This window comes from Pseudobdellovibrionaceae bacterium (genome assembly GCA_023898385.1).
Lineage (GTDB): Bacteria > Bdellovibrionota > Bdellovibrionia > Bdellovibrionales > UBA1609.
The window spans coordinates 1,541,535-1,561,938 of sequence record CP060220.1 but is presented as its reverse complement, the minus strand read 5'-3'; the positions used below and the strand labels follow the sequence as shown (position 1 = coordinate 1,561,938).

Genomic DNA, 20,404 nt, shown 5'->3' with positions numbered 1-20,404 from the left:
TTTATCTCTTAGAAATCTCAAATAGCCACTCTTCAAGGGTCTTAGATACTTGTTTATACTCAACCCCTGGGCCAGTAGTCGTTGGACTTTCGCCGCTCAAAATACCGTCGAAGTCGCTGAAGTCGTCATCCATAGCAATCACAGTGGTGGATTCAACCACTGTGTCGAGCCCGTTTGAAATAGGAGCGGCCATGGCCACTTTCTGAACAAATCTTTCATCATTGCAAATGGAAAGATTGTGGTCGTATTTTTCTAAGTGGTACTGCTGGACGGTCATATTAGGAATATCTGGAATTTGTTTTGACGCCCGCATTTCTCGAAGTGAATCACGCAACACATCGATCATATTGGATCGAAGCATGTGGTAGATGTTATCAACGTCGAGGCTGTGTAACTCGACCAACTTAAGTGTTTCGTCGTAGTTAGTGATTTTTGATTTGTTTAGGCGCTCTGTTTCAACGACTTGGTCGTATTTTCGGACCCAACCTTTGAAAACTTCGCCTAAGCAAGCCAGTCGAATCTCACCGTTGTTTGTCGAGGCATCAAGTTTGGCATCCCTGTATCGTGAGGTCATAAACTCAAACGCGCTATTAGCAAGAGATTCCGCTTGGGCTGTTGCGCTTAGCTGTAGGGTTAGGGCAATGAGTGCAATAAATTTCATTTCGTTCTCCTTTTAATTTAGTGATCTTAAGAATAATTTGTTCTCAATTTGCGAAATGGCCTGGCTCATTATCTTCGAGAAACTGCTGTCAGCAGGCAGGTCAAAATAATTTTGAACGTCATCATTGGGTACCGACAATTGATCCACCGTGCGAAGGTGACGTCGCAGGTTGTAGACATCCACTTGTTGTGACGTTTCTGAATCAATGAGCTGCTTGGGTATTCTGAGTATTCTCTTGTAACTTTGGTAGAGATCTAATAAGAGTTTATCGGGTTGCTCGATTTGGTATAAAATGGACGAACTGAGCTTTGCTTTTACAAATTGATCGAAAAGTTCCAAGAAAACATTTGAAGCCTGAATATACTCCTTGGCTTGAAGTTGTTGTTCTTGTTCGGCAATTTTTTCTTTGAGTCCACCTGAAAAGCTCTTGATGACAGAGTTTACAGACAATCCATGCATTGAGTTAAGGCTGGCACAGTATTCGTCGGTATCCACATGAGGGGACTCGTCATCAATTACTGTGGCGCATTGAGTGGCCGCCACATAGTTCGCAGCCCGTGCAATGATCAGGTCTTTTTCGAAGCTGCTGTATATCAAAACAATGGGCGTTTAAGCTCCTTTTTAAGGGCAGAGTCCGAGATTGGAGAACTTACCGTGGTAGAACTCGGACAATTTTGACCTGAGAGTAAAAATAGTGACAAAAGAGATGGGTACACGGATTGCAAAGGGTATGGGCCCAGGAGGACATATGTCGATGCGTGTAAGTTCATTCACTATAATTGTTAGTATGTTTTTAGGTTCTAGCGTTCAGGCCGTTGCAGATGCCCAAGGGGATCAACAAACCCTTTATGTTGAGACCACTTCTCCCATAGAAGTATTTAACAACGGAATATTGTTTGATTGGTCTAATGCAAAATCCCTTCGCCCTGGTCTTAGAACAGTATTTTTGCCGAAGGTGATAAGAACAGCGGAGAAGGCCTCGGAATCATCGTCATCGGGGTACAGCACCTATACTATTCATTTGGCCGAGGCCAAATACATGGAAGAGTCGACCATATCAAGTGATGAAAGTAAAATGGAGCTAAGGCCTGATCAATTAGATAGCCTTGTGCCCCATGGACACTTCCCCGTGAATTGCAGTGTGGATGTGCCTTATTTGAAAGCACGTGGCGTAGATGTGAAAGATGTAGTGGTGACAAAACACTCTGATCGATTTCCAATTGAATCAACTATGCCACCTCCAGAGGTCGCTGATTTGTTGAATATTGGAGATTATTTAGAATCAGTGGTTTCAGATAAGATCTGCAGTATTCGGTTGCAGGCGATATCACGAACGGATGTTAACATATTGGCAGTGCTAGCTGACCCGAAAGCTTCAACCATTGGGGTGAAAACTCTGCGGGTGGCTGAGTCTAAAGGTATCATAAAGCCCTACGAACCCATTGCCAGACCTTTTATAGATTATTTTTCAAGTCCAACCACAGACATTAGAACAGACGATGAGGTTTGGTTTTTGGCCTCATCGGCTATCCATGTTGATCCAGACCTTGAAAAGCACTTTTCTTCGGTATCCGAAGATTCAATCATAGATTTTGTCTTTTACTTGGTTAAATTTGTGGTGGATCGAATCGAGGGGCGACCTGAGATCGAGTTCTTGAAAAAAGATATGAGTGCAGCTCAGCCCGCAAACGATTATTTGATTGTTAGAAAACTTGAGGTAAAAGATTATGATCTTTAATAAGTCATTAGTAGCTGTAATAGCGATCGCCAGTGGCCTGTTGTCGGCATGTGGTCCAGACGTTGACACGCCAAAAGAGAAACAAAGTCCACGATATCTAGATCGAAGCCTGAATGCTGTATCAACTAAAGATTTAGCCTGTGAAGGGGCGACAATTAAAATGCCAGCGTCAATTGAAGGTCAGAAAGTCAAAGATTACATCTTGGCGATTCAAATTGAAAACAAAGAAGGTCGATTGGCATCGATGTCGGTTGCTGACACTCAAAAAATCTATCGAGACTGTATTCGAAAAGAAATTATCGATCGAATGGTTCCCGTCAACTAGCTAAACGTTCGCTCTAATCACGATGTTGGAGAACGCCTAAGGTTCACAAGTTACTGTGTCCGTGTAGGTAGGCGTCTTTTCAAAGGATTGAATCGAGGCTTGGTCTATTAAGTAGTTTGAGTTGATATTTGATGTGGTTTCTGATGGACCTGCGGAGCTTGTGAAAGTGATGGCCACTTCGCTAGGGGTCCAATCACTCCACTCGGTGCAATCATACTGGATGGGGGAACCATCAATATTAATTTGGGTCACGATACCTTTCGTGGCCCCCAAGATAAGGGCCCCATTTTGGGTTTCTTTCACGCTTTCGATCACGGTTGTCTGATTGAGGGTTTTGCCCCAAAGAAACTGGCCAGCGGGGCTAATCGCAATCACGAGTCCGTAGCCAGGTCCTCCGGTAACAGTGCCTGCCGCGACCACGGTGCCATTATCCAATTGGGTGATGCTCCGAAGGCTTCCTCCAAAACTCCCATTAGAAACCCATGACCAAACCACTTCACCGGTTTCGTCGAGTTTCACAATTCCAAAAGGGAGGCCCGTTCCTACGCTGACAAAATATCCGCCCCCTGCAGCGTTTGTCGTGGCAAGACCTAGCAGGCCGCCAGAGCTAGGTGTCAGTATTTTGTTTTGCAGGACACTGCCTGAATCGTCGATTTTCAGAAACCACAAGTGCCCCTGGCTTTCACCAATGGCCACGCCCTCATTTGTGGGGCTTTTTGTGGCATGCCAAATATAACTATTGGCCGTATCCCCATCAAAGCGTTTGTGCCAAATTACTACTCCGCTTGAATCTGTTTTTACCACGGTGCCGCCCCGATTTCCCATAGTGACGTTTTGCGAATACTCAAAATACATAAACTCGCCGTTGTCTAACCGAATAAGGCCAGTGGCGTTGTCTTGTGTGCCGCCCGCACTGTTCCCGATGGCTCGACCCCATAGTGGTGTACCCGTATCGACATCATACGCAAAGATAGATCCTGTAAAAGCCGCTGTCGCGCCCGCTGTGTAGATGACTCCGTCTTCTATAAACATTACTTGAATATCTAATGCCAACGCTTCAACGGCCTTTTCCCAAACGACTTCGCCTTCAAGAGACTCTCGTCTCAAGTAAATTCCTGAACCTAACGAATCCGAATAATGTCCCGCCACTATTTGGTCAGATGATCCGGGTATGGCACTCACCGATGAAACGGTGGAGCTTATTATGCCCAAAGTGAGTGTGCGAATCGGGTAGGGGTAGCGGGTGAATTCAATGTTTATAGGGGGCACGGGTGATGCTGGCAGACGATTGCCTGTGCCCACATAGGACACGGTCACCGGGCCGTAGGAAGAGGGTGTGATTTCAATAATATATTGCCGGCCGGTACCACTGATGTGGGTGATGAGGCCATTTGTAACAGAAAAGTCTTCGGCCTGAACGGAATCGACATCTTGGTTGAACTCCACTTCAGCAGTAAAAGACGAAAGATATGTTTTATCATTGAGGCCACTTGAAAATTGCAGTGTCACAGCTAGAGGTAGCGTTCTGGCAAACTGACCTTTTATGCGGTTGTCTGCCAGTTGGCAGCCAGAAACCAACCCAATGAGCGCTAGTCTCAAAATAAGACAAAGTATTATTCTACGTCTAATCATGTAAGTTTCTTCGGCAAAATCATGAAAAACTTTAGTGGTTTGGTTCCAATGGCGTATTTTACGGAGTTTGAGAATGAATGTCCGGTTATTGCTCGGAGTTAAGCGAGAATAAAAGGTTACTAACCCCAAGTATCGTTATTAGAACTGTTTTCATCCAAAAAACACAAACGACAACAGGGGGTTCGTATGTCGTTTCATATTTCTCAAATTGATGCAGATTTAAAGTGATTTCGAAAGAAAAGTGAGGAGCCTAATCCCCAAAAGAATTTGTTTTATTTTAGTCGCGAGCCGACATGAGAAGTTGATGGCGTATTTTCATAAGGCCGATTTTGCTGTTCATACGTCAAACCATTTACTAAACTCCGAAAAAAAGCAGTTAGAGTTCATTTTTCGACTACAAATGACGATAGAGCGAAATATTGGGTGGGAATCCGAGCAATTAGATATGAATGGCTTAATAGGAACCTGAAGATTTGGATGTGGGCAGGATAGGTCCGGCCACTGGTCTTCTGACTAGCGAAGGATATTTTATCCAGACAGATCTGTAAAAAGTTTAGTCACTAATCAGTAAATTATTGTATAGGGTAAATTAGGGCACGTGTGAATACGTCTATTTTGAGTACACCGTTTGCATATTTTAGACTTGGGGGGCATTGTGAGGGGATCTAGACATTTAGTAAAATTAAATTTCATTTTCATGGCTCTTATGGGGGCGGTATTGCCGGCAAGGACGGCGCTGGCCGATGCTTCGATTGCAGAGGTTTCAATTAACACCAAGACAATTACGGGCGCACACGCAGTTTCCACTTTATCGATTAACCCCCGGTTTGATGAACTCACTGATGATATGAGAGAAGACTATAGTCTTTATAAAAGACTTCGATCTATGAATGTTGGGTACATCCGGTTCCCAGGGGGTGAGGTCTCTGACAATTACAATTGGATCACCAATGGCCTTGATGACCCTAGTGAATTTCCAGGAGAAAGTACGAATCCTGCCGAACGGGATGAGCAGAGAAAAGCGCGAATGAAAACGGCTGAGTTTTTACAAATGATTTCTGCAACCCGTGCTCAAGGAGCTATTGTAGTCAACCTAGAGGGTGCATTTTTGCACTTAGATCGAATAAACGGAAAACCTCAAGAGCAATTGATTGAGGAGTATATTCAAAGAGCTGAAGAGTGGGTTCGGTTTACAAATATTGTGTATCCCCGAAAAATGCGAAAACGCTACATGGAAAAGCTGTTGAAGGATCCTTATTATGTGAAATTGAAGGCGTCTAATCCAATTGAATTTAATCGGATTTTAGGTAAAAAAGCCGATTCCTACAGAGTTAAGTATTGGGAGATTGGAAATGAATCCTACTTAAAAGTGACTCGATACCCTCTGGCTTCAACTCACTACGCTTATCTTTTGAACCGATTTTCGCGGGCTATGAAGCGAGTAGACCCTCATATAAATATCGGAGCTATAGGCCCCACTGGACTGCAGCGAGGGTACATGAACAACTACACTGAAAAAGGTCGGCGTGAGTTTAGAAAGATTTTGATTCCAAATAGATTAAGAAACCATGACGACTATTTGGGTGGGCAGCTGAAAAACAAAGGCGTGTTTGAAATATATCATTTTTTCAACGAAATGATCGAGCCGCGATACTTTAAATGGAATATGCCAGAAGAATTCAGAACCAAGGCTAAAGGATGGACTGCTTTTGTTCAGTCTGGCTACTTAGAAGATGTAGCTTTGGCGGAAGAAACTGTAGATGAGCCTTTAGTTTGGTGGCAGGATATATTTAATAATAGTCGTGGCAACTTTGACTATGTTGTTCTGCATGATTACAATGACAACAGATATGGTTGTGGAAATGCAAATCCTACGTATGTCCCTGATTTTTCAAAGCGGCAGGATATTTCAAAACCCATTAAAAAGATTCGAAATTTGTATTCATCCGCACAAGATATTCCAGTGGCTGTTACGGAGTGGAACACTTGCAATGCGGGCGACAGGCCATTCATTTACGACGGGGGCCGTGGAACCTTCGATCATTCTTTGGCTATAAGTGAGCAGCTGATGAATTACGTTAACGGCGGCGTATTTATGGCTAATTTTCACCCCCTTAACGGCGCAGCAAGTAATTTGCCTTTATTTGTTTCTGCACCTGCGGAGGCGGGCTTGGAGAACACCGATGCGTATAGGGCACTATCATTTGTAAATCAGAATATTTTAGACCGAGTCCACTTAGTAACACAGAAGATCTCGTCAGTAAAAAGTGACATTGACCTGGAGATATTGGTGACCAGTTCGAAGAATGGGCGAGATCTAAGAATAGTGGTTATCAATAAAAATGATCAATCGAGGTTGGGTTCTTTCGATATTAACGCCCAAGTTGAAAGTGTTACAGATGTGAGAGCTTACGTTAGGGGAAATGAAAAAGGAAAAATAGTATCTCGTTCAGCGAAAGTGGTATCTTTGGCGGAAAATTCGAGTAAAGTTCAAACGTCGTTGCCGGCGAAATCAATTGTAGTTATTAATTTAAAACTGGCAGAAGGTGACAATTAAAAAGTGACGCTCAGTACTTTAGTTAATATTGGCATGGTGGTTGGGCTTATTAACGTGTAGCCAGATACTCGCAGGCAGCGAAAATTATTTCGGCTACACCCGATCTTGCCGGGCCCATAAGATGTGGTCGGCTAGGACCATATACGTCATGGCCTCTAAAACGGGTATGGCTCTTGGGATAATGCAAGGGTCATGGCGGCCCGATTGAGCATGATGCAAGACGGTTGCTGTGGGTTTAAAGGCCACTCGAAAGTGGATGGGTTCTCCCGTGCTAATCCCACCTCGAATGCCTCCGTAGCGGTGGGTGTCGTCATTTTTGGGGTCATGAAACTGCGATCCTTCAGCGTCACTGGCAGAAAATCCGTACCCCAACTCTACACCGTGGGTGGCCCCAATGCTCATGTAGGCTCCTGCCAAGTCGCTTTTGAGTTTGTGAAATACCGGCTGCCCTAAGTGAGGTGGTGGGTTTATAACAAAGATATCGGCAATGCCTCCGTAGCTTTTTCCATCTTTTTTTGCTGCAAGCAGCAGCTCTTTAACTTCAATTGATTTTTCAAGGTGGGGTAGGCGTGCGGCAAAGGCGTCTATGTTTTTTGGATTTTTTTGAGTCTTTAATGAGCTATGAATCTCTTCTTTGGTCAACGCTACGGGGCCAACCTGGCTGGTCCATGCCACCACTTGGGTTTTTGGACTCAGCTGTTTAACAAGCATTTCAGCTATGGATCCAGCAATCACACGGGCAAGAGTTTCTCGGCCTGAAGATCGGCCCCCACCTCGGTGATCGGAGTGGTGAAACTTACCTTTCCAAACATCATCAGCATGACCTGGGCGAGGCGAATTTTTTATTTTTTCATAATCGCCGGATCTTTGGTCTTGATTTTGAACCACCACCGCAATGGGGGTACCAAGGGTCTTGCCCTCAAACACGCCGCTAAGAACTTGGGGCTGATCTTGTTCGTTTCGATCCGTCACCAGAGTTACACCTTCATGGGATTGTCCAGGGCGACGTCGAGCGAGATTATTTGTTAACAAGTCATGGTCAAATACAACGCCCGCAGGGCAGCCATCAATAACGGCACCAAGGCCCATCCCATGGCTTTCACCAAACGTCGTCACAACAAAACGAGATCCCCAACTACTGGCTGACATATTAGTTCCCCCCTGGGTCTTGGCCCGAGTGATAGATATCCCAAAACTCAGGAAAACTTTTGTTTACAACATCGGGTTTTAAAATTTCCACAGGAAGGCCAGCTAATTGAGCCACCGCTGCCGCAAATGCTAGGCGGTGATCTTCATCGGTGTCGAATTTTAACATGGGTTTCAAAGTGAAGTCTCTTTCTGTGCGCCCATGGATTAACATACCGTCTGATTTCACCTCAACGGTTCGACCCATGGCCTCTACCAAATCAGCTGATTTTCTTAGGCGATTTGATTCTTTATGAACTAAGTGAGGCGCGCCGTAAAGCTCAGAAGTGCCATCAGCTAACGCGCACAGCACAGACAACACCGGAAATAAATCTGGGCAATTTACTAAATCCCAACGAACGGGTTTTAAGTGAGTTTGTTTGCCTACCGTGAAAGTGGCCCCTTGTTCACTCATGGGGACGTTCATTGACTTTAAAATGGCAATGAACTCTTTGTCGGGTTGGAGACTGGGATTGGGAAATTGAGCCAATTGAGCTTCTCCACCCACAACAGCAAGGGCCGCCACAGCGAAAGCCGATGAAAAGTCGCTTTCAACAACATACTTGATGGCATCTTCTGATATGGATTGGTTTTTGCCAACCACTAGACCTTGTGGATAATCGGTGAGCGTCATGCCCAATTGGCGCACCATCTCGACCGTCATTTTCCAATAACCATCTGAGACCAGGTTCGGGCCCCATTCGATTTTTAGCTCAAAGGGCAAGTTCCAAGCGTTAATGAGAAGACCTGAAGCAAACTGACTAGAAACGCTGCGGTCAACATGAATGGGCTTTTGAGGATTGATCCAACCAGAACTTTCAATCACAAGGGTCGTGTCGCCATCTAAATAGGACTTGACACCCAGTAATTGAATGACATCCATCAATTGTCGCTGCGGTCTTGAGAACAAACGATCGCTCCCGGTAAGACGGTGAGTGCCGGGAACCCTTGATGCGGCCAAGGCTAAAAAACGAAGTGTTGTGCCCGCACTGCCACAGTCCATGGGTTGGCCCGCACTCAGCCCAGCTAATCCGAGCCGCATTTTTGCGACATCGTCACAATTGGAGTGCCCGAGGACTTCCATACCTACTTTATATCGACCGCAAATGAGGGCGCGGTTCATCAATGATTTTGAGGCAGGAATAACTCCCTTATAGGAGAACTTCTTCATTTGGCCCATCCTTGCCGTTTAGCCTCCAGGTAGAATTTTTGTAAAGAAACTTCTTGCTGAAAGGGGGTGCCCAACTTTTTTAAAAAAATAAAATAAAACTTTTTATGCAACGATGCTTTTTTATCTTTGCTGGCTAACTTTAAAAACTGAGCTTTACTTAGGGGAGGCAACTTTCGTTGTTTTAAAATCATTTCAACGGGGAGTTGTTTGTCTAAAAACATTTTCAATCGGTTGAATTCGCTATCTTTCAGTAGACCCAGCTTATGGCTCCACAGTAGAGAAAAATGCAGTCCCAAGGCGACAGATTTTCCGTGTGATAAACCGTGGTGCAACTCCAGAATATGTCCCAAAGAGTGGCCGAGATTCAAGATCCTCCGGTGTCCTGTTTGTTCGAAGGGATCTTTGTTGACCACGTCCCATTTGGCTTGAATACCGGGTTTTAGAAAACGAAATATTAACTTTTGATTTTTAAGGGAGCTTGATAAAAATGTTTTGGTCCATGGTTTTCTATCAAGAAATGCAATTTTTGTAAGTTCAGCTAGTCCATCGACAGTGAGTGATGCTGGCTGTGCCGAAAGTAAGGATTCTACAATAAAAATATCTTGCGCAGGATAGAAAGTTCCAATTTGGTTTTTTGCATGGCCCACATTGAGAGCTGTTTTCCCGCCATGGGAAGAGTCAATGGCGGCCAGCCACGTGGAAGGGATCTGCATAAAACGCAAGCCTCTTTTAAGCGTGCTGGCCACAAAGCCAGAAAAATCCCCCACTGAACCCCCGCCGATGCAGACAATGGTGAGATCTTTATGCGAAATGCCATCGATTTTCTTGAGTATCTGTTTCATATGTTCTGCAAAAAAATCCAAGTCTTTCAGTCTTTCACCGGCGTTAACGCCATATTTGTAGGACCATTTATCAATCCAAGACCGAACCTTTGGATTTTTCTGATAGATCTGCCGGTCAAATATCAAAAGGCCATTGGCAGCCACCTGAGAGGGGGCCGGAAGTGTCTTTAAATAGTGAATCTGACTTTGGACAAATCTATGCATTGTTAACTGCCTTCATTAAGCCACGGAGTTGTATTTGTCATCACTTGTGGGCATTTCAAGGTTCATGACAGAAGAGAGCTGCCGAAACTGTCGCATGAGAAGTTCAAAGTCACTGGGCAAAAGGGCCTGGGGACCATCCGATAGAGCCTCTTGGGGGCGGTCGTGAACTTCAACGATAACTCCATCAGCGCCAGCTGCCATCGAAGCCAAGGCCATTGGGCTTACAAGATGTCTGAGGCCCGTGCCGTGGCTGGGGTCAACAATAATTGGCAAGTGAGTGAGTTGTCGCAACACTGGAACTGCATTGAGGTCCAGAGTGTTTCGTGCAAATTTGTTGTCAAATGTACGAATTCCGCGTTCACAGAGTATGACCTGGTCGTTGCCTTGGGCCATGATATATTCAGCCGCCATAAGCCATTCTTCAATGGTTGCAGACATACCCCGCTTTAACATCACCGGTTTCTTAATTTGACCAAGATCTTTTAAAAACGAGAAGTTTTGCATGTTTCTTGCGCCCACTTGTACAATGTCCACATACTCAGCGACCATGTTTAGGTTGGCTGAATCCATGGCCTCAGATATGACAAGAAGGCCAGTTTCATCGCGGGCTTCTTTTAGAATATCTAGACCTTCCTTGCCAAGTCCTTGAAATGAATAGGGGGAACTTCTTGGCTTAAATGCTCCGCCACGCAAAAATTGGGCCCCGGATTTTTTTACTTCTCTGGCAATTCGTAATGTTTGCTCTCGACTTTCTACGGAACAGGGGCCAGCCATGCTGACAAAATGTCCATCGCCAATTTTGCATCCGCCCACGTCGAGCACTGTTCGCTGTCCACGAGCCTCGATGGCAGCCAACTTGTAAGGCTTTGAAATTCGCACCACAGACTCAATGCCCTCAAGGCCGCCGAAATCAGTCAAGCTGATTTTTTCAGTATTCCCGATGAGGCTGATGGTTATTTGATCGCGCCCTTCAACCACATGGGGGTTAGAGCCCAATGCTGCTATTTTATCTAAAACCTTATGCAACTGTTTTTGTTCGGTCTTTTTCTTTAGTACGATGATCATCGTCTTTTTCTCCTAAACGATTATTTAAGTATTTTGATAGGGCAAATGTTTTCAATAAATAGTGACGATCTTGATTTTTGATGGCTTCAGTGAGTGTGCGAATTTGTTGTTCTAATTCAGTGGCCAGTGACAAAATTTCGGAGCTGTTGTCGCAGAATATGTCCACCCAAATGTCTTCGTTTGAAGCCGCAAGTTTAAGAAACTGACGAAAGGATTTTGGAAACAGTTGGGGCCGATCGAGCAGATGGTTTTTTTCAGCCACGCCAGATAGGGCCAGCGCTAAAAGGTGGGGCCAATGGCTACTGAGTGCCAATATGTGGTCGTGATCTTCAGCATTCAGCGTGATCGGTTTTGCCTGAACAGCTTCAACCACCGTTTGTGCTAGATCGATGGCGGCCTCATTTTCGCTTACCAGAATGAAATACTTTTCTTTAAACAAATAGGGGTCCGAAAATGGGGCGCCCGATTCAGGCGATCCAGCCAAAGGATGCCCCCCAACAAAAGAGAAAGATTTTTTAGAAAGAGAATTATAGGCATTCAAAGTGGAGGCCTTGGTGCTGCCGAGATCTATCACCAAGGTTTCCGATGCAATCTTTTCGCCCTGTTTTTTAAGAAATTCAATGTTAGCGCTAATGGGCGCAGCGAGTACAATGAGGTCGCAGTGGAGTAGGTCATCGGCGGTCTCACACGCAAGGATGCTGGAGTGATGAAGACGTAAGTTCGGATCAAACGCTTTGATTTTTATGTTGGCGTCAAAGTTTAATAGGGCTTTGCCAAGGGAAGCTCCCATGACTCCCCATCCGAATATTCCCACTGTCTGAAACGGAAAAGGGTTTGACGCTCTTTTTTTTGAAGACAAGTTTTCTTGAAGTTTTCGCGAGCCTTGCATGATTGATTGAAAAACAGAAACCACGTCAGAGTTTTCCAGTGGCCCTTTATTGAGCATTTGCAGTCGGTTTAAAATCTGCATCTCTCTGCCATCATCATAAATCGCGTGGCCTTCAGTGTTTTTCAATGTACCGATTTGAATTGAGAGCTGGGCACGTTCGTTGAGTAGACGAAGCAGCTGCTTGTCAATGTCATCAATCTGTTGCCTTAAGATTTTGATATCACCCATGCCGATGCCCCTTGAAGTATTTATCGGAAGGAGATCTAAACATCTGTAGTTGTGAGATTATTGTTTACAAAATGAACATAGAGGGTTCGAGGACTGAGTCCTGGCCTGTGGTCTAGCTGTGGGCGCTGCATGTTTTGCGGTTCGTAAAAAGGGGTCTGACCCCGCAAGGGGCCAGACTGCTAACTGAAAGAAACTACGAGGCGGCATCTGGCTTTGTGTTAAATGAGATATCCAGTGGCTGTGAAAGCCGATCGTTTCTGAACCGGCGCTTCTTCCATTTTTCAAGTTTCTTTCGTATTTGTGTGAGAAGCTTGTTATTCACTTCTTTTAGTTTTCTACCCGAGGCTATAGCGATAAATTGGCCGGCTTTGGATGAAATCGAAATTTTACCTCTGACGGATTTGCCATTTCTCACAAACTCGGCGTTCATGATCGAGCCATACGGAGCCTCCGCATGAAGCATTGACAGCTTTTCGCCTAAATAACAGCGAGTAAAGTCTGAGGGGTGAAACCCTCGAAACTTGAGCCATTTTTTTTCTGTGTCCATTTGGTACCTCCTTTTTGAGAGGATGGTTTCGCAATTCTAAAAGAAAAAATGGTTGCATTAGAGCCGCACAGGCGGCGGCAAGTTAAATCGACAGAAGCACTTCATCATTGATTCCTCCCATTTAAATTAGTTAATTCAAATGAAAACATGAAACCCATGCTGTGTTACCACAAACCTGGGTTTGATCTTGGAGTTGTCAATGTCAGGAGATTTGAATTTTAGACTTTTGGCGAAAACGTGTTTCAATTTGAAACACGTGAAGACGATTGGCTGCCTCTATTTCGCACCGAATGGCCACCAGCCTTTGCCGGATTTTAGTTTTGTTTCATCCCAGCATTTAGCTTGAATTTCTCGAATTTTCGGAAGTTGGGATTTGATTCGGGCGATCTGATCCAAGGCTGATTTTTTTTCTTTGACGGCCTTTGCTCCTCCATGAAATAGCGGGTCAAGTGTGGAGGCGTTGGTGTTGGCTCTTAAAAAGAACCGGCTCTTAAACTGGAAGGGGCCGGGGTTAGCCAAAATCAACTCACCTCGCTGCACCGATTCGATTTCTTTTTCATCAAAAGAAATGCTAAAGCTCAAATACTCTCCGTTATCTGTTGGAATTAGAATATCTGACAATCGTGTTTCAGTGCCTTTTTGGGAAAACACAATCACTTCTTCGGGTGTTCCTTGTTCTAAATCCATTTTTGCAAATAGCACTTTTAAGTCTTTGTTGACGTCGGTGACGCCCGTTTGAGAAGCGCACTCTATGCGAGCCACCCCATCCACTGTGGAAGCCAAAAATCGAGTATTTTCATCTTTTGCAACTTTAGAGACAGTTTGCACGCCGAGGGCATTAAGGAGATTGCCAAATTTAGCTTGCCTTCCCTGACTATCTTTGAGGGCGGCCTCAACAGCATCGGACACATCGGCGTAGGCGGCGGGAAAAATTTGAAAGGGGCTTCGAACTTCCATTTGGGGCTGAGAAATGACTTTCAAGATGGTCTGGTATTGTTGCCATCCCGTTTGTGATTGAGAGATATCAAGGGTTTTCCCATTCCATTGCCAACGACCACTAGCGACATCTATGGGGCGTAGCTTGTTTTTTGGGGCACTTTGACTTTCTTGTAGGATGTATTCTTCGCCATCCCAAGAAATCAGAGGAAGCTCTTTGATCTTAAAAGTCTTAATGACGTGTCGAAACTTTTCAATATCTTCTTTGGGCTGCGAGATCGAGTAGAGTTTCAAGAACGACAACGGTTTTTGTCGCATTTGATAGTAGCGTTTAACGACTCGTTGTTCTTGAGCCTCTGACGCCAATGAGGGTGATGTGGATAGCAGCACAAAAAATAAAATTACAAATTTCACAGGGAACCTCCCGCATAGGTTAAGTTTAAACCTTCTTGAATCGGGGAGCGATCTTCGTCAGAGGAACTAGACAAAAGTTATTAAGGTGGCCTTACCTATGGCCGCTTTAGTAAACCAGTGGCAATTAAAAACCTACAGGTACGAATGCACGGTGGTCATAATGAATGCTGTAGCTGACGCCTCAGGCCGAATTTCGTAAATGGGTGAGGCTTTTTTTGTCGAGGGGGACTGCCGGAACGCCTCCCCAAATCTCACCATCAGGTATTTTTGTTTTAGGAAGAACCACAGAGTTAGGGAGAACTTTGGCGTTGTTACCAATTTCTACGCCACCCATGATAGTGGCGCGAAGGCCAATGGTGGCCTTGTCGCCAATGATTGTAGGTGCGATCACTAAAAATCCACCAGCACCATAGTGGGCCACAATGGTAGCCGACCCACCGATGGTCACTTTATTTCCAATTGAGATCAGCGAAGGGTCTGAGATATGAGCGGAGTTGATCTGGGTGCCATAGCCAATCTTCATCCCCATTTGTCGAAAATAAAAAATATTGAGCGGCGAGGGAGTTACAAATTCTAAAAACGTATAGCGCACCAGATAGGTGAAAGCGTTGTGCAGATACCACTTAAAAGAGGCTGCCGAATAATAGGGACCGCGCCAGGCCTTCAGAGACCCCACAGTCAGTCGATTCAAAAGGGGAATGACGGTAATGAGTGTTAGGCCATAGATAAAGTAACTAGCGGCAAGACTAAACCCCAACCATGGGTATTTTAAAAAAGGTCCCCAATGGGCTGAAAAACGGTGGGCCCAAGAAAAGAACATCACTCCAGGAGTAGCAGCAAGGCCAAGGCAAGCACTGCCCACCATATAAAGAGGCAACATCATCGCTAGGTGCAAGAGGCCTCGAAATCGCCGAAGCAGTAGTTCAAAAACGCCTTTGTACCCCTTTAAATCTGTGGTGACAGAATCGAGGTCTTCTCGTCTTTTGTGATTTTTTAAATTGTCGCTATCCTTAGGGTCCATACAATCTTATCGACCAATGACCTAAAAACTTTAGGTACCCGGTTCAATTTTTATTTGCCTAAGGTACCTGCTTCCTTTTGTGGCGACACTGCGTCAGGCGAGCCGCCCACCCCCATACCCGCGTATCGACGCACTCCCGATGTGCATGGCGTATCCGGGTTGCGGCACGCAGTGACGCAATCCGAAGACGACATGCGGCCATTCGGGCCGGCGGCGATGCGCGGGTATGGGGGTGGGCGGCTCGCCTGACGCAGTGTCGCCACAAAAGGAAGCAGGTACCTTAGGGGGACCACTTTTTGCCGAGAAGCAGAATTTTTTGAATTAGATTATCATATTTTAGACCAAAGGCCTGGGCGCTGGCGGCAAAGTCATCGTTTTTTGCGATATCAGGGTTGGGGTTGGCTTCTAACACATAGATCTTACCAGATTCACTGACGCGCAGGTCGATTCTGGCGTAGCCACTCAATCCTAAAGCTTTGTATGTTCTGCGAGCCACTTTTTGAAGCTCCAGGGCCAGCGCGTTTTCAATTTTTGCCGGTCCAGTGCCAATGCCTTTTCGTTGTCGGTATTTTTCATTGTATTTGGCCTGAGTAGAATAGAACTCTTTCTTTGGAGTATCCGAATCTAAAAAGTAGAGTTCCCAAGGGGGCAGCACTGTAAGGCGATAGTTGCCAAATACACCCACAAAAAATTCGCGACCTTCAATAAATTCCTCAGCTATGGCGTCAGTATTGAATTTATCATGGATGAACTCAGCCCGCTCTCTCACTTTTTTAGAACTACTGACCACGGACGCCTGCGACAGTCCCAAAGACGCTTCTTCATTCAGGCACTTCACTATGACTGGAAAATCCTTAATGGTAATTGCTTTTTTCTTTTGGTTTTTTGGCAATACCTGAAATTTAGGAGAGTTTATTTTGTGGAAGCTAAGAATTTTTTTAGACAAGGCTTTGTCTCGAGCCAATATGAGTCCCTTGGGATTGCATCCCGTGTAGGGAAATCCAAGAAGTTCAAGATAGCTGACGACATTTTGGTCAAAAATGGCCTCGCCCTTAAACTCTTCAAGTAAATTAAAAATTATCGAGGGACGAAATTCTTGTAAAGTCTCACGAATGACCTTTAGGTCTTCATAAACGCCCAGAACCTGAACATTGTGACCAAGTCGACGCAATGCCTGATAGACATCATACTCGGTGGTCCAGGGTGTGTTGTTCCAATCTACAGTGCTTTCATCCTTAACCTTTTCCGGAGGAACTAGGTCTGAGTGAAGCAGTAGCAAGATTCGCATAAACTCCCTTACATGGGAACAGAGGGGTGCCCGCGTTCAATGACTCGCGGCACCCATTTGCTAAGAGCCCCCACGACCAATATTTTTGACTGCTTCTGGGGGTAGGGCAAGCGAAGATTTTGCGACTGGCAGGTTGTAATGAGATCCTTCAAAATAAAATCAATTTGGTACTGGTGATAGCCCGTTCGTCGAGCCACACTTTGGCAAAGGGATCTGCGGTGGGATTTTAAAAACTTCAGGGTTTGGACATTTTCGTCGCGGGAAGTGGTCGAGACAAAGACCTGCGGGACAAGTTTTTTCAGATACCCACACTGATTTATTGATTTTTGACTCTTCTGTAGCTGGTAAAATTCTTTGAGTCTTTTGTTGCTGTGAGAAACATCACCTACTGTGTTTTGGTCCCGGCGTTTGACTTTTAAACCTCGAAGGGAATGCATGAGTTCATCAACAAGTTGAAGTTTTTTGAGCGCCGGCCAATTTTTATAGCGTTCCTTCCAGTTCGAACGAGGATTTAGCCAAACAGCAAATGTTTCAGCCCAGTCTTCGTCGGGGTGAGCTTGCGCATAGCCACTGTTTAGGTGTCGAACATAATGCCGTGAGTGAAGCTTTGGATGATAAGATGTGGGGTAGTGCGTGGATGTCAGGCCAAATAGACGTTGTCGTTTTTTTGATCGGCGAAGGCCAAAGGCATTATCAATGGCGTGACCCAGCTCGTGTCGTAAAAGTTTTTTAAACTGAATTTCTGTACAACCCTCGACTTCGTATCCTTGAGACTTGTGTAGACGAGTGAGTGCAGGATGAAAGAGGTAAAACGGAATGGCCACACCTGCAATACCGTCGGCCACAAACCACTCATCTGCAATCCAGTAGTGAGGTTTAAAATGAAGCCCATGAACCGAGAGTTCTTTTTCCACATCGTTGATCCACTTCAACATGGGGCTATGGCTGAGATTAAGACCCAGGTCTTTGAATCTGAGATTCAGCAAGTCTGAATTTGCGAGAGGCAACCCCTCCCCATTGGTTCCGCGAAAAGATCTCATGACGGAAGGTGTTAACACAGTAAGGGCGGGAGGTCTACGGATCTATGGTCAAAGTGACTCATTCACCTCAGTCATCACGGCTTTGGATAGGCCCTTTAACCCGATCACCCAGAGGTGTTTTTGTCCCACCAGAGCCGGCACGCCGGTGATTGGGGATTCATACTCAACCACCATGTTATCTAAGTTGAGCACTTCAAATCTGGGGTCTGAGTTTTCAGAAAGAGTTTCTAGTACAAGGTGGTGATTTTGCGCCAATCGAACTTTCCTTTGTGTAAGCACAAAAAAGGACTTTCTCAGGTGGTGCCAGATCCAAATGAACCCATCGCCCGAGTCCACAAGAACCCCATCGCCGTTGCCCCAAAAAATGATACGAAGATTTTCAGGGTCGAGGTCGTGCGCAATTGACTCTAGAGATTGGTGGCGAAAAGGGGCATCCTCTGTGGGTAGATTGTGGAGTTTGTTGATCTTAAAGGACCATCGTTGCCCCTCTGGCGAGGGTGTTTCAACTATTTGAAGTTGAAAGTTTTCGTTAGGCGCACTGATCACACGATCTTGAGGCCATCCAATGTCAGCTTTTCGCAAAATTTGAATGGAGGGAGACTGCACCCAATTCTGACGAATATTGACCCTTTTAGTGAAGGCCTCAAGGGTAGGAACCGTGGCCTGGGCGACCTCAGCTAGAGTTTCAAGATTCCTGATTTCAAACGATGGCTGAAGATATTTCTTGTTGTAGATTTGAGAAAGGATAAGCTTCTCATCGGGAGACCAGCTCAATGAACGCGATTCATTGCCGTCGTCGTGATGTAAGCCCGCCGGAGCTACAAATTCAATGCCTTCATCTGAAATATTAAAAACCATGTAGACGCCCACTTTTGAGGGACGTTTTATAAACCGAGATGTTTTTTCAAGGGAGATTTTCAGCGCAAAATGCGTTCCTTGTGGAGACCAATGGGATCCTGCAAGAAAGCGCCGGTGCAGCGGTTGAAAAAAATCATTGGAAGTTAAATGAATGCCTTCCGGGAAGTTCACATCCAGAGAGGCAATTTTACCAGATTCAATATCTAAAGTGGCCACTTTCATTTTTGTGGCTCCAGGTCGCAGTGAATGAGGGTTAATCACAAACACCTTGTTGTGTTTGGATGAGGCAAAAAATTGGAGGTCAGAAACATTTATGGCATTAAAAAAAGCCAAGATCTCAGGCAGATTCTGTTCGGGCCGGGGTAATTGGCCATCTCGCGCCTCCACATTTAATTGAGTGAAATCGTTATGGAGGACGAAGTTTTCGGTGAGGTGCGATCGGGGTGAGGGGAGCAAAAGTGTGTTGGTGCAGGTCGATGGGGGCAGCTTAATTTCTGTATCTGCAAAAACAGGCAGCGAGAAAAATACTATCAGTGCTAATAAATATCCGCCAAAAACACCCTTGAAAAGTGTCATGGTCTCCCCCCATCCACTTTAAATCCCCATTGGTCAGCTAGAACGCCTGGTCAGTTAATTAACGGTCTCGACCACTTCTCGCAATAGAAAAATCTTCAATTGCTGCTCGATGTCCTCGACCAGTTCGTCTCCCGTGAGACCATCAGATAAACATCGATCCACTCGAGACTCTTGAAAGTCCGCAGGAGAGATATCTCCGTTAGCTAAAAAAGAAGTGCTCCACCTGAAATGGATATTATAAAGCACCAGGCCGGATTCAATGATCTCTTGGAGCAGAGCTCGTTCCCCATTGAGTCCATTGAGCTGATACTGAAGAGAATTAATGAGAATTGAAATCTCCCTAGATGATCCCAATCGACCCCGCTCCATGTCTGTTAACAGTTCATCGACAATTTTCACAGTTAGCGCCGATAAGTCTTCACCATGCAAAATGGCTTCAGCTTGCGACCATTCGCCTAAAAATGTCTCATATAGCCCTTTGCCTGCGGCCACTGCACCGGCCGCCACCACAGAGGCTCGAACCACGGCCTTTCCCATCAGTTGAGCTGCTTTTGTCCCCGAGAGGCCGATTTTTTTAATTAAAAAGGGACTAGACGCTGCGCCACTAACCATGCCTGCGCCGGCACCCACACCCATCCATTGGATCATCCCCTCAACAGGATATCGGGCTATTTCGGCCAAACACGAGGGGCTGTTGTCGCCAGTGAGAAAGCTTTTTAAGTCAGCTTTGGCTAGATGGGGGTAAATTTCGGGCGCCGCGAAGGTCTCGGTTATGGGTGCAAGACTCAATAGAGCCGACAAACAGATTTTCATTGAAAAGAAAGAAAAACGGATCACGAGTGGGGCCCTTTCTTGTGAAAAACTTAATTACCAGAAAGGGCGCCCTAACGCTACGAGACAGTGGTATCCCTAAAATACTTTCACTAGTTGTCGGAGGGAGCCCCAGAGCCCTTGCTGGGGCAGGTGGATATGCCTAGAAGTGCATAGGGGGGACACCATCCCATTAGACCTGTGGCCAAAGGGACTAGGCCTAGCAAAAACCAAAGATTTTGAGGTCCAATAAAAGCCATGCTGATTAAAGCTAGTCCTGCTACAACTCGTACAATTCGTTCAATGGGATGAATATTTTTTTTGATGTTCATAATGGCCTCCATCGCTGGTCGATCAGTCGTTGCATATTGATAACTCAGTTTATTACCGCGTTTTGCCCAACGATTGTCAATGGAG

19 protein-coding genes are annotated in these 20,404 nt (G+C 45.4%); 3 read left to right on the top strand and 16 right to left on the bottom strand.

The genetic code is table 11. From position 1 onward, the window contains the following. Position 1: 1 nt before the first annotated feature. Both H6626_06920 and H6626_06915 read right to left on the bottom strand, forming a co-directional pair. On the bottom strand, positions 2-661 hold the full coding sequence (locus H6626_06920; protein USN48815.1) for a hypothetical protein: 660 nt from the start codon (positions 659-661) through the stop codon (positions 2-4). Between the two features lie 12 nt (positions 662-673). Then, complete coding sequence (locus H6626_06915; protein ID USN48814.1) at positions 674-1,258, bottom strand: hypothetical protein; 585 nt, start codon at positions 1,256-1,258, stop codon at positions 674-676. A 151-nt stretch (positions 1,259-1,409) separates the two neighbouring features. Between H6626_06915 and H6626_06910 the strand changes: the two genes are divergently transcribed. Together H6626_06910 and H6626_06905 are read left to right on the top strand one after the other, a co-directional pair. Further along, positions 1,410-2,399, top strand: a complete 990-nt coding sequence (locus H6626_06910; protein ID USN48813.1) for a hypothetical protein — start codon at positions 1,410-1,412, stop codon at positions 2,397-2,399. Further along, positions 2,389-2,724, top strand: coding sequence for a hypothetical protein (locus H6626_06905; protein USN48812.1), 336 nt, complete (start codon positions 2,389-2,391; stop codon positions 2,722-2,724). Before H6626_06910 ends, H6626_06905 begins: the two co-directional genes overlap by 11 nt. 36 nt (positions 2,725-2,760) lie before the next feature. Here H6626_06905 and H6626_06900 read toward each other — a convergent pair whose 3' ends face one another. Further along, positions 2,761-4,356, bottom strand: a complete 1,596-nt coding sequence (locus tag H6626_06900; GenBank protein USN48811.1) for a hypothetical protein — start codon at positions 4,354-4,356, stop codon at positions 2,761-2,763. 655 nt (positions 4,357-5,011) lie between these two features. Here H6626_06900 and H6626_06895 point away from each other — a divergent pair. Then, on the top strand, positions 5,012-6,913 hold the full coding sequence (locus H6626_06895) for a hypothetical protein (GenBank protein USN48810.1): 1,902 nt from the start codon (positions 5,012-5,014) through the stop codon (positions 6,911-6,913). 93 nt (positions 6,914-7,006) lie between these two features. Here the strand turns inward: H6626_06895 and aroC are convergent, their stop codons facing one another. From aroC to H6626_06830, 13 genes are all read right to left on the bottom strand, one after another. Further along, a complete protein-coding gene (aroC, locus tag H6626_06890) occupies positions 7,007-8,062 on the bottom strand; it encodes a chorismate synthase (protein USN48809.1) in 1,056 nt (351 codons plus the stop codon). Position 8,063: 1 nt separating this feature from the next. After that, positions 8,064-9,269 carry a 3-phosphoshikimate 1-carboxyvinyltransferase gene (locus tag H6626_06885; protein USN48808.1) on the bottom strand — a complete coding sequence of 402 codons (1,206 nt, stop codon included), beginning with the start codon at positions 9,267-9,269 and terminating at the stop codon, positions 8,064-8,066. After that, positions 9,266-10,315 (bottom strand): 3-dehydroquinate synthase, encoded by a 1,050-nt coding sequence (locus tag H6626_06880; GenBank protein USN48807.1) that lies wholly within the window; start codon positions 10,313-10,315, stop codon positions 9,266-9,268. The genes H6626_06885 and H6626_06880 overlap by 4 nt, the downstream gene beginning before the upstream one ends. 15 nt (positions 10,316-10,330) lie before the next feature. Then, positions 10,331-11,380, bottom strand: a complete 1,050-nt coding sequence (gene aroF, locus H6626_06875) for a 3-deoxy-7-phosphoheptulonate synthase (protein ID USN48806.1) — start codon at positions 11,378-11,380, stop codon at positions 10,331-10,333. After that, positions 11,334-12,497: a chorismate mutase gene (gene pheA / locus H6626_06870; protein USN48805.1), complete on the bottom strand. Its 1,164-nt coding sequence runs from the start codon at positions 12,495-12,497 to the stop codon at positions 11,334-11,336. The genes aroF and pheA overlap by 47 nt, the downstream gene beginning before the upstream one ends. A gap of 193 nt (positions 12,498-12,690) precedes the next feature. Next, positions 12,691-13,044: a hypothetical protein gene (locus H6626_06865; GenBank protein USN48804.1), complete on the bottom strand. Its 354-nt coding sequence runs from the start codon at positions 13,042-13,044 to the stop codon at positions 12,691-12,693. 276 nt (positions 13,045-13,320) lie between these two features. Further along, entirely contained in the window at positions 13,321-14,394 is a 1,074-nt protein-coding gene (locus H6626_06860; GenBank protein ID USN48803.1) for a hypothetical protein, read from the bottom strand. 181 nt (positions 14,395-14,575) lie between these two features. Beyond that, the gene (locus H6626_06855; GenBank protein USN48802.1) at positions 14,576-15,415 is read right to left on the bottom strand and encodes an acyltransferase; all 840 of its coding nucleotides are present in this window, start codon (positions 15,413-15,415) and stop codon (positions 14,576-14,578) included. 280 nt (positions 15,416-15,695) lie between these two features. Continuing rightward, positions 15,696-16,703 carry an ATP-grasp domain-containing protein gene (locus H6626_06850; protein ID USN48801.1) on the bottom strand — a complete coding sequence of 336 codons (1,008 nt, stop codon included), beginning with the start codon at positions 16,701-16,703 and terminating at the stop codon, positions 15,696-15,698. Between the two features lie 8 nt (positions 16,704-16,711). Beyond that, positions 16,712-17,710 (bottom strand): putative zinc-binding metallopeptidase, encoded by a 999-nt coding sequence (locus tag H6626_06845; GenBank protein ID USN48800.1) that lies wholly within the window; start codon positions 17,708-17,710, stop codon positions 16,712-16,714. Positions 17,711-17,791: 81 nt separating this feature from the next. Further along, positions 17,792-19,177, bottom strand: a complete 1,386-nt coding sequence (locus H6626_06840) for a hypothetical protein (GenBank protein USN48799.1) — start codon at positions 19,175-19,177, stop codon at positions 17,792-17,794. 54 nt (positions 19,178-19,231) lie between these two features. Then, entirely contained in the window at positions 19,232-20,014 is a 783-nt protein-coding gene (locus tag H6626_06835) for a hypothetical protein (protein ID USN48798.1), read from the bottom strand. A gap of 86 nt (positions 20,015-20,100) precedes the next feature. Next, complete coding sequence (locus H6626_06830) at positions 20,101-20,313, bottom strand: DUF2892 domain-containing protein (GenBank protein USN48971.1); 213 nt, start codon at positions 20,311-20,313, stop codon at positions 20,101-20,103. Between the last annotated feature and the right edge of the window lie 91 nt (positions 20,314-20,404).

Bases quoted from the DNA above. Each gene is read 5' to 3' on its own strand.
- H6626_06920 (USN48815.1), bottom strand. From the start codon at position 661: ATGAAATTTATTGCACTCATTGCCCTAACCCTACAGCTAAGCGCAACA.
- H6626_06910 (USN48813.1), top strand. From the start codon at position 1,410: ATGTCGATGCGTGTAAGTTCATTCACTATAATTGTTAGTATGTTTTTA.
- H6626_06905 (USN48812.1), top strand. From the start codon at position 2,389: ATGATCTTTAATAAGTCATTAGTAGCTGTAATAGCGATCGCCAGTGGC.
- H6626_06900 (USN48811.1), bottom strand. From the start codon at position 4,356: ATGATTAGACGTAGAATAATACTTTGTCTTATTTTGAGACTAGCGCTC.
- aroC (USN48809.1), bottom strand. From the start codon at position 8,062: ATGTCAGCCAGTAGTTGGGGATCTCGTTTTGTTGTGACGACGTTTGGT.
- H6626_06885 (USN48808.1), bottom strand. From the start codon at position 9,269: ATGAAGAAGTTCTCCTATAAGGGAGTTATTCCTGCCTCAAAATCATTG.
- H6626_06880 (USN48807.1), bottom strand. From the start codon at position 10,315: ATGCATAGATTTGTCCAAAGTCAGATTCACTATTTAAAGACACTTCCG.
- aroF (USN48806.1), bottom strand. From the start codon at position 11,380: ATGATCATCGTACTAAAGAAAAAGACCGAACAAAAACAGTTGCATAAG.
- pheA (USN48805.1), bottom strand. From the start codon at position 12,497: ATGGGTGATATCAAAATCTTAAGGCAACAGATTGATGACATTGACAAG.
- H6626_06865 (USN48804.1), bottom strand. From the start codon at position 13,044: ATGGACACAGAAAAAAAATGGCTCAAGTTTCGAGGGTTTCACCCCTCA.
- H6626_06855 (USN48802.1), bottom strand. From the start codon at position 15,415: ATGGACCCTAAGGATAGCGACAATTTAAAAAATCACAAAAGACGAGAA.
- H6626_06850 (USN48801.1), bottom strand. From the start codon at position 16,703: ATGCGAATCTTGCTACTGCTTCACTCAGACCTAGTTCCTCCGGAAAAG.
- H6626_06840 (USN48799.1), bottom strand. From the start codon at position 19,177: ATGACACTTTTCAAGGGTGTTTTTGGCGGATATTTATTAGCACTGATA.